The organism is Streptomyces sp. Ru73, from assembly GCF_002920575.1.
Lineage (GTDB): Bacteria > Actinomycetota > Actinomycetes > Streptomycetales > Streptomycetaceae > Streptomyces.
Genome location: NZ_PQSQ01000009.1, coordinates 65,468 through 79,020 on the forward strand (window position 1 = coordinate 65,468; position 13,553 = coordinate 79,020).

Consider the following 13,553-nt stretch of genomic DNA (forward strand, 5'->3'; position numbering starts at 1 on the left):
CCGTGACCGAAGCCGCGCAGACCGCCGGCTGCCCCGTCTCCGCCGGAGCCGTACCGCTGTACGGCGAGGGGCTGAGCGGCGATCCGGCCCGGCTGTACCGGGAGATGCGCGGCCGGCACGGTGCGGTGGTGCCGGTCCTGCTGGACGGCGGCTTCCCGGCCTGGTTCGTGATCGGCTACCGCGAGCTGCACCAGGTCACCTCCGACCCCGAGCTGTTCGCGCGCGACTCGCGCCGCTGGCACGCCTGGGACCAGGTGCCGGACGACTGGCCGCTGCTGCCGTTCGTCGGGTACCAGCCGTCGGTGATGTTCGCCGAGGGGCCGGAGCACCGGCGGCGGGCCGGGGCGATCAGCGACGCGCTGCTGGCCGTCGACCAGTTCGAGCTCCGGCTGATCTGCGAGCGGCTCGCCGACCAGCTGGTGGACGCGTTCGCCGGGCGCGGCGACGCCGACCTGGTGGCCGAGTACGCGGCGCGGCTGCCGCTGCGCGTGGTCGCCGAGCTGTACGGCGCCCCGGCGGACGAGGTGCCGGACCTGGTACGGGACATCGCCGAGTCGCTGGACGTCCACGAGGGCGCGATCGACGCACACCGGCGGGTGGCGGAGCGGATGGCCCGCCTGGTCGCGGACAAGCACGGGCGCCCTGGCCCGGACATCCCGTCGCGGCTGCTGGCCCACCCGGCGGGGCTGACCGACGAGGAAGTGGTCATCGACCTGCTGGTGGTGATGGCCGCAGCGCAGCAGCCCACCGCCAACTGGATCGGCAACACGCTGCGGCTGATGCTCACCGACGACCGGTTCGCGGTCAGCCTGACCGGCGGCCGGCGCAGCGTCGGGCAGGCGCTGAACGAGGTGCTGTGGGAGGACACCCCGACGCAGAACTTCATCGGGCGCTGGGCGGCCCGCGACACGCAGCTCGGCGGCCACCGCATCAAGGCCGGTGACCTGCTGGTCCTCGGCCTGGCCGCGGCCAACAACGACCCGCTGGTACGGCCGGACTTCGCCGCGGCCGACGCCGACGGCAACCAGGCGCACATGGCGTTCAGCCACGGCGAGCACGCCTGTCCGTACCCGGCGCCGCAGCTGGCGGAGGTGATGGCGCGGGCCGCGGTCGAGGTACTGCTGGACCGGCTGCCGGACGTGGTGCTGGCGGTGCCCGAGAAGGACCTGGTCTGGCACCCGTCGCTGTGGATGCGCGGCCTGACGGGGCTGCCGGTGACGTTCACGCCGACGTACGCGCCGGGGCCCGCCTGACGTTCCCCGCCCGCCGGCGGGGGCGGGGCGGGCGAGGGGCCGTACGGGACGTCCCGTACGGCCCCTGGCGGCCGGTCAGCCCACCGGCGTGAACGTCACCGGCAGCGCGTCCAGGCCGCGGGTGAAGACGCCCTGCTCGCGCGGGGCGGCGCCGGCCTCGATCGCGGCGTCCGGCAGCGCGTCCAGCAGCTGGCCGATGCCGGTCTCCACCTCGGCCTTGGCCAGCAGCGCGCCGACGCAGAAGTGCCGGCCGAGCGCGAAGGCCAGATGGTCGGCGGCGGCGGAGAAGGCCGTCGTCGTCTTCAGGTCGTCACGGAAGATGTTGAAGCGGTCCGGTTCCGCGTACCGCCGCTCGTCCCGCCCGGCCGCGCCGATCAGGCAGGTCACCGTGGCCCCGGCGGGCACCCGGCCGCCGCCGATCTCGACGTCCTCGGCCGGCTGCCGCATGATCATGTGGACCGGGGGCGTGTACCGCAGCGTCTCGGCGAAGGCCCGCTCGATCAGCGACCGGTCCTCCCGCACGGCGGCCAGCTGCTCGGGGTGGCGCAGCAGGTTGTGCAGCACGCCGGCGATGGCCTTGTCGGTGGTCTCGCCGCCCGCGGCCAGCAGCAGGCTGCAGAACGCCTTGATGTCCTCGTCGCTCATCGCCGTGCCGTCGATCTCCGCGGTGCACAGCGTGGAGAGCAGGTCGTCGCCGGGGTTCGCGCGCCGCTCCCGGATGATCGGCAGCATGTACGCGGCGAACTCCTCCTGCGTCCGCAGCCCGGCCGCCGCCACGTCCGGGTCCTGGCTCAGGTTGCCGAGGAAGCCGATGATCGCGGTGTACCAGCGGTGGAAGCGGTCGTGGTCGGCGCGGTCCAGGCCGAGCATGTCGACGATGACGTTGATCGGGAAGCGGGTCGCGAACTGCGCGACGAGGTCGGCCCTGCCGTCCTTGCGGAAGCCGTCGATGAGCTCGCGCGCGTTGCGCTCGATGACCGGCTGGAAGGTCTCCTGGAGCGGGACGCCGCGGAAGGCGGGGGCCACCAGCGCCCGGCGCACGGAGTGCTCGCGGCCGCTCATCTGGAGGATGGTCCGGCCGTGCACCGGCTCCAGCTGCCAGTCGTAGTTCTCGGTGGTGAACACCGGGTCCTTGAAGGCCCGCTCGACGTCCTCGTACCGGGAGACGATGTAGCTCTGCGTGGGCTCGTGGTGGAGCAGCGGGAAGTCGTCGCGCAGGACGCGGTACGCGGCGTACGGGTCCGCCATGAACTCGGGCGAGAGTATGTCCGGCGCTTCTCGGTTCGCGGCCAAGAACGCTCCCTGGGAGTGTGTGGGTGGGGGTGCTGCGGTCCCCACCAAGATCGTTCCTGACCGGCGCCCTTTCAAGACCGCCGACGGAAATCCTTTTCAGGAAGCCTCCCGGCGAGTTGCCCGCCATCACCGCTCTGACCTGCGGCGTTGGGCGGCCGGCGGGGGAATGACAACGGGTACCGGTGCAGCCTTTGGATCTCCCGCCGAAGTGCGGTTTGCTTCGTTCGAGCGCCCTCTGCGGCAGCCCTGCCGCGCGACCGATCCGAGCGCCCATGCGGCAGCCATGCCGCCCGACCCAGGAGGGAGTGGGCCATGACGGGGCACGCCCACGCACACGGTGATCACTCGGGCCACTCGCACGCCGTGGCCGCGGACGCGGACCGCCGCTGGCTGCGTGCCGCGCTGATCCTGATCACCGCGTTCATGGCCATCGAGGTCGTGATCGGCTTCGTCGCCCGGTCGCTCGCGCTGATCTCCGACGCCGCGCACATGCTCACCGACGCCGCCTCGATCGTGCTCGCGCTGATCGCGATGCGGCTGGCGGCCCGCCCGGCGCGCGGCGGCTACACCTACGGCCTCAAGCGCGCCGAGATCCTCTCCGCGCAGGCCAACGGCGTCACGCTGCTGGTGCTGTCGGTCTGGCTGGCGTACGAGGCGGTCCACCGGCTGATCGAGCCGCCCGAGGTCACCGGCGGCCTGGTCCTGGTCACCGCGCTCGCCGGCGTCGTGGTGAACCTCGTCGCGACCTGGTGCATCTCCAAGGCCAACCGCTCCAGCCTGAACGTCGAGGGCGCCTACCAGCACATCCTCACCGACCTCTTCGGGTTCATCGCCACGGCCGTGGCCGGTGCGGTCGTCCTGACCACCGGGTTCGCGCAGGCCGACGCCATCGCGTCGCTGCTGGTGGTGGCGCTGATGCTGAAGGCCGGAATCAGCCTGGTCCGCGACTCGGGCCGGATCTTCATGGAGGCCGCGCCCGCCGGGGTGGACCCGGACGCGCTGGGAGACCGGCTGGTCGCCGCCGACGAGGTCGTGGAGGTGCACGACCTGCACGTCTGGGAGATCACCTCGGGCGACCCTGCGCTCTCCGCGCACGTCCTGGTCGAGCCGGGCGGGGACTGCCACAAGGTCCGCCGCACGCTGCAGGAGCTGCTCGCCGCCGAGTACGGCATCACGCACGCCACGCTCCAGGTCGACCACCTCGGCGAGCAGGACGCCGCCGGCGAGCTGCTGCGCATAGGGCACCGGGACTCCGGCTCCTCCGTCTCCCACTGCGCCGACACGCACGGGCCCGTGCACCGGTCGGGACCGCACGACCACTGAGCCGCCCGACGCGCCTTATCCGGCTTTTCGGGCATCTCCGGGACGACGCGCGGCACACTTGCGGGAAGAGGGGCGCCAGCAACGCCCCTCAGTACGTGCCGGTTTCACGTGAAACGGAGGAGAGATGGCAGCGAGCGCACCGGCCCGCACCGGCGCTCCGCCCGTCACCAGCACGCCGATCCGCCACCGGTCGCGTGCCGTCCTGGCCACCGTGCTGCTGGTGCTCGGCTGCATCCTCGCCCCGTCGGCCCTCACCGCCGGCTGGGCGCGCGCCGAACTCACCGACACCGCCCGCTACACCGCCACCACCGCACCGCTCTCCCGCGCCCCGGCCGTCCAGCGGAACATGGTCACCGCGATCACCGACGGCGTGATGCAGCGGGTGGACCTGTCACCGCTGGTGAACGCCGTACCGCCGGAGCAGCGCCCCGCCGTGCGCAAGCGGTTCACCCGCGGCGTCCGCGACTTCGTGGCCACCCAGATCCGCGGCGTGGTCGCCTCCCGCTCGTTCCCCGCCCTGTGGAACCACGTCAACGGCACCACCCACGCCTCGCTCGTCACCGCGCTCTCCGCGTCCGGCGAGCGGTCCGTGAAGCTGGACCTCCAGCCCGTCGTGGACCGCGCCCGGGCCCGCCTCGCCCGCACCGTGCCGGCCGGCGCCCGGCTGATCCAGCGGGTCCATGTCTCCGGCACCACGCTCGTCCTGCTGCGCCCCGGCGAGGTGGACCGGTTCCGCGGCCCGTACGAGAAGGTGCGGACGCTCGGCCGGCTGCTGCCCGTCGCGGCCGTGCTGTGCCTGGTGTCCGGGCTGCTGGTCGCGCCGCGCCGCCGCCGGGCACTGCTCGGGACCGGCCTGGGCTGCGCGGCGGGCGGCGCGCTGCTGCTCGCCGTGTTCGCCGCCGCGCGCGGCTACGCCCTCGACGCGCTCCCCCGGTCGGTGACCCGGGCCACGGGCGAGGCGGTGTTCGACGCGCTCACCGCGAGCGCCCGGCTCGGCGGCCTGCTGCTGCTCGCCGCCGGACTCCTCACCGCCCTGGCGGCCTTCGTGCCGGGTGCCCTCGCGGCGCGGCGCGCCCGGCGGGAGCTCAGAGACCGATGACCGTCTTGCCCTGCGCGCGGCCCGTGCGGCTGCGGGCCAGGGCCTCCGGCGCCTCCTGCAGCTGGACCTCGCTGGTGATGAGGACGGTGAGGCGGCCCGCGTCGAGCTGGTCGGCGAGGATCGACAGCAGCTGCGGCGAGGGGCGGTTGACGAAGTTGAAGCCGCGCAGGTTCTGGTCGATGAGCATGTCCGCGTCGGCCGCGCCGATCGTGGAGACGACCGTGCCGCCCTCCCGGACGACGCCCGTCATCTCCGCGAACGCCTCCGGCCCGCTGACCAGGTCGACCAGGACGTCCACCCCGTCCGGGTGAGCGGCCCGCACCTGCTCGGCCACCGGTCCCCGGGTGTGGTCCACGGTGGCCGCAGCACCGAACTGCGTCATCAGCTCCGCGCTGCCCTCCCGTGCCGTGGCGATCACCTCGGCGCCGCGCTGGGCCGCGAGCTGCGTGACGAACGTGCCGACGCCACCGGTCGCGCCGACCACCAGCACCCGCTTGCCCTCGGCGATCCGGGTCTCCTCGACGAGGTTGTACGCGGTCATCCCGGCCGTCGGCACCGCGGCCGAGGTCGCGTACGTGACGTTCCGCGGCGCGTGCGCGATGGCGTCCTCGGCGGCGACGGCGTAGTCCGCGTAGGAACCGCCGCCCCTGCCCACCAGCTGGAACTGGCCGAACACCTGGTCACCGACCGTCCAGCGGCGCACGCCCGGACCGATCGCGACCACCTCGCCCGCGCCGTCGGCGCCCAGGACCAACGGGAAGGAGTGCGGCACGGCGTCCTTGAGCATGCCGTCGGCGATCTTCCAGTCGACCGGGTTCAGCCCGGCCACCGCCATCGCCACCAGCACCTCGCCGGGCCCCGGCTCGGGCTGCGGCAGGTCCATCAGCTCGGGCTCGGCCCCGAAAGCACTGACTGCTACGGCTCTCATCGTGGCGTCCCTTCACCTCTCCGTACCCGGCCCCTGTCCGGCCCCTGCCGCCAAGGATCGTAAGCACGCGGGTGCCGCCCGGCGCAGCAGGCGCCGGGCCGTGCCCCCGAAGCAACTCGTACGGCCGCCCTCCGGCACCGCCCCGGCACGGAGGCGCCGGGTTTGGCGGGCCACCGGTGCGGTTACCCCTCCCCCTTATGAAGGGCGACAAGAAGGACGAAGCGACCGTACGGGCGGGCCGGCGCACCGTCGCGATCACCCGCCCGGACAAGGTGCTCTTCCCGGACGACGGCATCACGAAGCTGGACGTGGCCGAGCACTACCGGGCCGTCGCCCAGCGCGCGCTGCCGCACCTGCGCGGCCGGCCCCTGATGATGGAGCGGCATCCGGACGGCATCGGCGGTCGGCCCCTGATGCAGAAGAACGCGCCGGACTACTTCCCCGACTGGATCCGCACCTCCGTGCAGGAGAAGGCCGGCGGCAAGGTCACGCACGTCGTCTGCGACGACGCCGCCACCCTGGTCTACCTGGCCGGGCAGGCGTCCCTCACCCAGCACCGCTGGCTCTCCCGGGAGGACACCCCCAACGAGCCCGACCTCCTGATCGTCGACCTGGACCCCTCGGAGGGCGCGGACTTCGAGGACGTGCGCTGGGCGGCCGGCCGGGTCTGCGCGCTGTGGGACGAGGTCGGGCTGCCCGCACGGCTGATGACCACCGGCTCGCGCGGGCTGCACGTCATCGCGCCGCTGGACGCCAAGGCCGACTACGACGCGGTACGGGACTTCGCGCACCGTGCCGCCGAACTGCTCGCCGACCGCCACCCGGACCGGCTCACCACCGAGCAGCGCAAGGCCGACCGCCCCACGAAGGGCGGCCGGGGCCGCATCTACCTCGACGTGCAGCGCAACGCCTACGCGCAGACCGCGGTCGCGCCGTACAGCGTGCGCGCCAAGCCGGGCGCACCGGTGGCCGTACCGATCGGCCGCGACGAGCTGGACGACCCCGAACTGCACGCCCAGCGGTGGACGCTCCGCACCGTCCCCGAGCGCCTGGAGGCGGCCGACCCGTGGTCCGGCGACGGCTGGCGCGGCCGGTCGGTGGGTGCCGCGGCGAAGCGACTGCCGGAGGAGTGAGAAGCGGCGCGGGGCAGCGCACGCCCGAGGAATGAAGCGCGGCGCGGCGGGGAGCCGCGCCGCGCGCCCGCTCAGACGCCGATGTCGCCGCCGTCCTTGCGCCAGACGCTGACCACCGAGGGACGGACCAGCACGCCCGGCCCGTCCGGCCAGTGCGACGCCGGCTTCTCCACGCTCGCGCCGTCCACCTCGCCCGGGTGCTGCACCGCGACCATCACCCGGCGCTCCTGCACGATCGGGCCGCAGGTCTCCGCGCCGGTCGGCACGGTGAGGAACTGCCGCACCTCGCCCCGCCGGGCACCGGTCGTGGCCACGCCGAACAGGCCGTCGTGGCTGCCCAGGGCGTTGCCGTCGGTGGAGATCCACAGGTTGCCGTGCACGTCGAAGGTGATGTTGTCGGGGCAGGAGATGGGGTTGACCTGGTCCTTGGGGAAGCCGCCGAAGTACGTCGACGGGTCCTCCGGGTCACCGCAGACCAGGAAGAGGTTCCACGTGAAACGTCCGGCCGCCGGGTCGTTGCGGTGCTCGGTCAGCTCCAGGATCTGGCCGTGCTTGTTGGCGTTCCGCGGGTTGGCCTCGTCGGCCGGTGCCTTGCCGGCCTTGCCGCGGTCGCTGTTGTTGGTCAGCGCCACGTAGACCTTGCCGGTACGGGGGCTGGGCTCGACGTCCTCGGGGCGGTCCATCTTCGTGGCGCCCACCTTGTCGGCGGCCATCCGCGTGAAGACGTACACCTCTTCCGCCGTCATGCCGGGCACGTGCGAGGTGGTGCCGGTAGCCAGCGGGATCCACTCGCCGTGGCCGTCGAACTCGCCGTCCGCCGGCAGCTTCCCCGACCCGTCGATCTGGCCGGCCGGGCTGTCGCCGGTGAACTTGGCGACGTACAGCGTGCCCTCGTCCAGCAGCGTGCGGTTGTGCTCGCGGGCCGCGGCGCTCGTCCCGCGCTTCATCCGCTTGGCGGAGACGAACTTGTAGAAGTAGTCGAACTTCTCGTCGTCACCCATGTAGAGGACGGGTCGGCCGTCCGGCGTCAGCCGCGGTTCGGCGGCCTCGTGCTTGAAGCGGCCCAGCGCGGTGAGCTTGCGCGGCGTGGAGTCGGGGTCGAACGGGTCGATCTCCACCACCCAGCCGAAGCGGTTGGTCTCGTTGGGCTCCTTCGCCACGTCGAAGCGCGGATCGAACCGCTCCCACTTGCGCTGGCTGGCCCCGCCCGTGATGCCGTACCGCTTCAGCCGCGCCACGGTCCGCGCGTCGGTGACCTGGTCGGCGTTGCCGAAGTACTGGTTGAAGTTCTCCTCGCCGGACAGCACCGTGCCCCACGGCGTGATGCCGCCACCGCAGTTGTTGAGCGTGCCGAGGATGCGGGTGCCCTTGGGGTCGGCGGAGGTCTTCAGCAGGTCGCTGCCGGCCGCCGGACCGGTCACGTCGAAGGGCGTGGTGCCGGTGATCCGCCGGTTGAGACGGTGCCGGGGCACCGCGGTGAGCCGGCCGCTGCGCCGCTCCTCCTGCGCCGCGAGCACCGTCAGGCCGTGCGCCTGCAGCCCGATCTCGGCCTGCTCGCGAGTGGGGTGCTCCGCGTCGTACCCGGCGAACATCAGGTTCTCGTCGGTGTACTCGTGGTTGACCACCAGCAGCTGGCGGTCCCGCTCGCCCGGCAGGTCCAGTACGGCCATGTAGTCGTTGTTGTAGCCGAACTGCCCGGCCTGGGCCTTGGCGGACTGACGGTCAGCGTCGAACGCCGGCGCACCGCGCAGCACCGGGTCGCCCCAGCGGATGACGATGTTCTGCTCGTGCCCCGCGGGAACGGTCACCGTGTCGGCGGTGTTGGGCGCGACGGGGGAGAACCGCAGGCCGCGCGCGGGGCGGCGGGCGTGCCGGGTGGCACCGGCGGCGGTACCGGACGCGGCGCCGGAGCCGGCCGCGGCGGCGGGCGCGGCACCCGGGCCGGTCAGTACGGCGCCGGTGGCGGCCGCCGCCGTGACGACGGCACTCGCGCGCAGCACGGAACGACGGGAGAGCGCGCTCGCGATCACGTCGCCCACGTACGCGTTGTCGCTGGTGTTGGGCGTCTCGTGGAAGCAGGCGTCGCCGCACCGGTAGCGGCAGGTGAGGGCCGAACGGCCGCCGGGGTGCGAGCCGATCAGCGGCAGCAGCTTGCGCACGGTGTTCCTTCCCCGGGCCGCTCGGCTTGCCGTTCGGCCGGTTTGACGGTTGGTCTGATGACCGAATTCGTGTGATCAGCGGTGACGGTATGGGCACAGGCCCGACACGCGGCGACAAAAGGATGAACTGACGGTGAATCCGGGCTGCTTCGGCTCGTGCCGCAGCACGACGCGCGGGGTCCCACGATGCGATAGGGCCTGGCCGCTACCCTTTGGTGTCCGTGCAGGTCAGGAACGCACTGCGTTTATCGGACATTCGCCGCACCCACCACCGCACGACACCACACGCACGAGAGGTACGCCGATGGGCATTCGGAGTCTGCTGCGCAACGCTTTCGGTCGCTCCAAGGCGGCCCGTAAGGAACCGAATGCCGCCGCGGAGACGGAGGCCACCGACGCGGCGGCCATTCCGGAGGCCCGCGAGGAGGCGGCACCGGCGGAGTCGGCACCGGCCACCGCCGAGAAGGAGGTGCCCGCGGCCCGTACGGAGCAGGAGCCGGCCCGTACGGAGGTGTACGCGGAGACCGCACCGGCGGCGGGCGCCGCGGTGATGGCCGGCTCGGCCGGCTCCGCGGGCCCGGCCACGGGCTCGGCGTCGTCCGAGGTGTCGGACCTGGTGCGGGAGGCGTTCGACCGGCCGTCGACCGACCGTCCGTCAGCCGAGCGCCTGCCGGCGAAGGAGGCCGCTGAGGCGAAGCCCGCTGACGACGTGTCGGCCGAGGCCGAGGCCCCTGCCGGGGCGAAGACGGAGGACAAGGCGGAGGCCGAGGCCGCGGTCGAGGCGGAGGACAAGGCCGAGGTCGAGGTCGAGGTCGAGGCGAAGCCCGAGGCTGAGGTGAAGCCCGCGGTCGAGGCCGCGAAGGAGCCTGCAGCGGAGGCCACTACCGAGGCCGCGACGGAGCCCGAGACCGCAAAGGAGCCCGAGGCCGAGGTCGAGGCCGCGCCCGCAGCGGAGCCGGTCGGGGAGCCCGCCGTCGAGCCCGTCGCGGAGACCCCCGAGCCGGTGGCCGCCGAGGCCGAGGCCAACACCGAGGCAGCTGAACCCGAGGCCACCGAGCCCAAGGCCGACAAGCCGGAAGCCATCCCGCAGACCGAGGACGAGCCGAAGGCCGAGGACGAGCCGCAGCCCGTGGCCGAGCCCCAGGCCGACGACGAGCCGAAGGCCAAGGACGAGCCGGTGGCCACTCCCACCATCCCCGCCGCGCGTTCCGAGGTGCCCGCCGAGACGGTCGCCACCGAGCCGGCGCCTGCGCCCGAGGCCGCCCCGGCCCCCGAGGCCGCCGAGGCGCCCGTCCCCGCCGGCGACGGCGCGGACGCCGCGATCTCGCTCAGCAAGGTGGAGACGGTCGCGCCCGGGCTGGTCAGCCTGTACAAGGACGCCGGTGCGGCGCTGGCGAAGCAGGGCCTGGGCACCCAGCGCGCCGCCGTCTACCTCGTACTCGACCGCTCCGGCTCGATGCGCAACTACTACAAGGACGGCACCGTCCAGCACCTCGCCGAGCAGGCCCTCGGCCTCGCCGCGAACCTGGACGACGACGGCACCGTGCCCGTCGTCTTCTTCTCCACCGACGTCGACGGCACCGCCGACCTGGACCTGACCTCGTACGAGGGCCGGATCGAGGAGCTGCACGCGGGCCTCGGCCACATGGGCCGTACCAACTACCACTGGGCGATCAAGGCCGTCGTCGACCACTACAAGAAGTCGAAGACCACGGCGCCGGCGTTCGTGATCTTCCAGACGGACGGCGCCCCGACGTCCAAGCCCGCCGCCGAGAAGGCGCTGTGCGAGGCGGCCGACCTGCCGATCTTCTGGCAGTTCGTCGGCTTCGGCGACCCCGAGGCCAAGGGCTTCGACTTCCTGCGCAAGCTGGACGACCTGGCCGTACCGGAGAAGCGCAAGGTCGACAACGCCGGCTTCTTCCACGCCGGCCGCGACCCGCGCGCCGTCGCCGACGCCGAGCTCTACGCGCAGCTGATGATCGAGTTCCCGGAGTGGCTCACCGAGGCGCGCACCGCGGGCGTACTCAAGGACAGCTGAAAGGCCAGCTGACCGGCAGCGTCAGCAGCGGACCCGGCCCGGCGGCCCCGCAAGGGGCTCCCGGGCCGTTCCGCTGCCAGGACACTTCGTCCGCTCCCGCCCACCGCTCAGCCCGCCGCCGTACGCACGACGACGCACGCACGGCGAAACCCACCGCTCAGTCCGCCGTCGTGTGGGCGAGGAACAGCGACCAGGCCGCCCGGGAGAACGCCAGCCGCGGCGCCTCCTCGTCCGCGCCCCGCCGCGAGTCCCGTACGTGGACCCCGCTCGCGGTGATCGCCACTTCCACGCAGGTGCCGTCCGTCTCACGGCTGTAGCTCGACGAGACCCATCTCAGCTGCTCTTCCACGGCCCGCCCCTCCCCCTGGTCCCTCCTCCCCACAGCATCCCCGGTCGTCAGCGCCCCATGCGCGGCCCCCCGCACGGCCACGTGCACGGGGCCGTGCGCGCGCCCGCCGGGCGCAGGAAAGGGGGCGCGGTGACCCCCTGCCGGGCGAGTACGATATTGGCGTTCCGTAGTGCAAAAAATCACTCACCGTAGCGACTTGGGAGCAGCCGGCAATGGCTCGACACCTCATCACCAGCGCCCTTCCGTACATCAACGGGATCAAGCACCTGGGCAACATGGTGGGGTCCATGCTCCCGGCCGACGTGTACTCCCGCTATATGCGGCAGCGCGGGCACGACGTGCTGTACATCTGCGCCACCGATGAGCACGGCACCCCCGCCGAGCTGGCCGCGAAGGACGCCGGCCAGTCCGTCGACGCGTTCTGCGCCGAGCAGCACGACGCGCAGAAGGCGATCTACGAGGGCTTCGGGCTGGCCTTCGACCACTTCGGCCGCAGCTCCTCGCAGCAGAACGTCGAGCTGACCCAGCACTTCGCGCGCAAGCTGCACGAGAACGGCTTCATCGAGGAGCGGGCGATCCGCCAGGTCTACTCGAAGGCCGACGAGCGCTTCCTGCCCGACCGCTACATCGTCGGCACGTGCCCGCACTGCGGTTACGACAAGGCCCGCGGCGACCAGTGCGAGAACTGCACCCGCGTGCTGGACCCGACCGACCTGATCGACGCCCGCTCGGCGATCAGCGGCAGCAGCGACCTGGAGGTGCGCGAGACCAAGCACCTCTTCCTGCTGCAGTCCAAGCTCCAGGGCGAGGTCGAGAAGTTCATCGACGAGACCGGCGAGGAGTGGCCGACGCTGGCCTCCTCCATCGCCCGCAAGTGGCTGACCGAGGGCCTGCACGACCGCGCGATCACCCGTGACCTGGACTGGGGCGTGCCGGTGCCGGCCGACGTCTGGCCGGACCTGGCCGCCGAGGGCAAGGTCTTCTACGTCTGGTTCGACGCCCCGATCGAGTACATCGGCTCGACGAAGGAGTGGGCGGACGCGGCGCCCGACGGCGAGGTACGGGACTGGAAGTCGTGGTGGTACGAGGCCGACGACGTCCGGTACACGGAGTTCATGGCCAAGGACAACGTGCCGTTCCACAGCGTGATGTTCCCGGCGACGCAGCTGGGCACCCGCGAGCCGTGGAAGAAGGTCGACTTCCTCAAGGCCTTCAACTGGCTGAACTACTACGGCGGCAAGTTCTCCACCTCGCAGCGGCGCGGCATCTTCACCGACGCCGCGCTGGAGCTGCTGCCCGCCGACTACTGGCGCTACTTCCTGATCGCGAACGCGCCGGAGTCCGACGACACCTCCTTCACCTGGGAGCTGTTCTCCTCCTCGGTCAACAAGGACCTGGCCGACACCCTCGGCAACTTCGTCAACCGCGTGCTGTCGTTCTCGCGGAAGCGCTTCGGTGACGAGGTCCCGGCGGGCGCCGAGCCCGGTGAGGCCGAGGCGAAGCTGGGCGAGGAGATCGCCCGGCTGCTCGCCGAGTACGAGGAGCACATGGACGCGCTCCAGTTCCGCAAGGCCGCGGCCGCGCTGCGTGCCCTGTGGAGCGCGGGCAACTCCTACCTGGAGGAGAAGGCCCCCTGGCTGGAGATCAAGACCGACAAGGACGCGGCGGCGCTGACGCTGCGTACGGCGATGAACCTCATCCACCTGTACTCGGTGGTCTCCGAGCCCTTCATCCCGGCGTCGGCGAAGGCCATGCGCGGCGCGTTCGCGCTGGCCGACGACACGGCCCTGTGGGTCACCGCCGATGAGGCCAAGGCCCTCGCCTCGGTCCCGGCCGGCACCCCCTTCACCGTTCCCCCGGTCCTCTTCGCCAAGATCACCGAAGACGACCTCGCGGCCTACAAGGAGCGCTTCGGCGGCGAGGAGTAAGCCCCACAACGCCCTGCCGAAGGGCCCGGAACCCCACGGGTTCCGGGCCC

The 13,553-nt window shown here is 72.6% G+C and carries 10 protein-coding genes; 6 read left to right on the forward strand and 4 right to left on the reverse strand.

Annotated elements, in window-relative coordinates:
• The first annotated feature begins 2 nt into the window (after positions 1-2).
• Entirely contained in the window at positions 3-1,253 is a 1,251-nt protein-coding gene (locus C3486_RS06415; RefSeq protein WP_103831602.1) for a cytochrome P450, read from the forward strand.
• Between the two features lie 75 nt (positions 1,254-1,328).
• Here C3486_RS06415 and C3486_RS06420 read toward each other — a convergent pair whose 3' ends face one another.
• Positions 1,329-2,501, reverse strand: a complete 1,173-nt coding sequence (locus C3486_RS06420; protein WP_374936842.1) for a cytochrome P450 — start codon at positions 2,499-2,501, stop codon at positions 1,329-1,331.
• Positions 2,502-2,858: 357 nt separating this feature from the next.
• Between C3486_RS06420 and C3486_RS06425 the strand changes: the two genes are divergently transcribed.
• Both C3486_RS06425 and C3486_RS06430 read left to right on the forward strand, forming a co-directional pair.
• Positions 2,859-3,869 carry a cation diffusion facilitator family transporter gene (locus tag C3486_RS06425; RefSeq protein WP_103831604.1) on the forward strand — a complete coding sequence of 337 codons (1,011 nt, stop codon included), beginning with the start codon at positions 2,859-2,861 and terminating at the stop codon, positions 3,867-3,869.
• 124 nt (positions 3,870-3,993) lie between these two features.
• Positions 3,994-4,968, forward strand: a complete 975-nt coding sequence (locus tag C3486_RS06430; protein WP_258052634.1) for a hypothetical protein — start codon at positions 3,994-3,996, stop codon at positions 4,966-4,968.
• On the opposite strand, the gene C3486_RS06435 is transcribed toward C3486_RS06430, so the two are convergent.
• Positions 4,955-5,896, reverse strand: a complete 942-nt coding sequence (locus C3486_RS06435) for an NADP-dependent oxidoreductase (RefSeq protein ID WP_258052635.1) — start codon at positions 5,894-5,896, stop codon at positions 4,955-4,957. The two genes, C3486_RS06430 and C3486_RS06435, sit on opposite strands and share 14 nt — an antisense overlap.
• Positions 5,897-6,093: 197 nt before the next feature.
• Between C3486_RS06435 and ligD the strand changes: the two genes are divergently transcribed.
• Complete coding sequence (gene ligD / locus C3486_RS06440; protein ID WP_103831606.1) at positions 6,094-7,029, forward strand: non-homologous end-joining DNA ligase; 936 nt, start codon at positions 6,094-6,096, stop codon at positions 7,027-7,029.
• 71 nt (positions 7,030-7,100) lie between these two features.
• Here the strand turns inward: ligD and C3486_RS06445 are convergent, their stop codons facing one another.
• Complete coding sequence (locus tag C3486_RS06445) at positions 7,101-9,188, reverse strand: PhoX family phosphatase (protein WP_103831607.1); 2,088 nt, start codon at positions 9,186-9,188, stop codon at positions 7,101-7,103.
• Between the two features lie 304 nt (positions 9,189-9,492).
• On the opposite strand from C3486_RS06445, the gene C3486_RS06450 reads away from it, so the two are divergent.
• A complete protein-coding gene (locus C3486_RS06450; RefSeq protein WP_103831608.1) occupies positions 9,493-11,226 on the forward strand; it encodes a VWA domain-containing protein in 1,734 nt (577 codons plus the stop codon).
• Between the two features lie 157 nt (positions 11,227-11,383).
• Here C3486_RS06450 and C3486_RS06455 read toward each other — a convergent pair whose 3' ends face one another.
• A complete protein-coding gene (locus tag C3486_RS06455; RefSeq protein WP_258052636.1) occupies positions 11,384-11,575 on the reverse strand; it encodes a DUF397 domain-containing protein in 192 nt (63 codons plus the stop codon).
• A gap of 212 nt (positions 11,576-11,787) precedes the next feature.
• Here C3486_RS06455 and metG point away from each other — a divergent pair, with 212 nt between their 5' ends.
• Positions 11,788-13,503, forward strand: a complete 1,716-nt coding sequence (gene metG / locus C3486_RS06460) for a methionine--tRNA ligase (protein WP_103831609.1) — start codon at positions 11,788-11,790, stop codon at positions 13,501-13,503.
• Positions 13,504-13,553: the final 50 nt, after the last annotated feature.

Bases quoted from the DNA above. Each gene is read 5' to 3' on its own strand.
- C3486_RS06425 (WP_103831604.1), top strand. From the start codon at position 2,859: ATGACGGGGCACGCCCACGCACACGGTGATCACTCGGGCCACTCGCAC.
- C3486_RS06450 (WP_103831608.1), top strand. From the start codon at position 9,493: ATGGGCATTCGGAGTCTGCTGCGCAACGCTTTCGGTCGCTCCAAGGCG.
- ligD (WP_103831606.1), top strand. From the start codon at position 6,094: ATGAAGGGCGACAAGAAGGACGAAGCGACCGTACGGGCGGGCCGGCGC.
- C3486_RS06435 (WP_258052635.1), bottom strand. From the start codon at position 5,896: ATGAGAGCCGTAGCAGTCAGTGCTTTCGGGGCCGAGCCCGAGCTGATG.
- C3486_RS06420 (WP_374936842.1), bottom strand. From the start codon at position 2,501: ATGGCGGACCCGTACGCCGCGTACCGCGTCCTGCGCGACGACTTCCCG.
- metG (WP_103831609.1), top strand. From the start codon at position 11,788: ATGGCTCGACACCTCATCACCAGCGCCCTTCCGTACATCAACGGGATC.
- C3486_RS06430 (WP_258052634.1), top strand. From the start codon at position 3,994: ATGGCAGCGAGCGCACCGGCCCGCACCGGCGCTCCGCCCGTCACCAGC.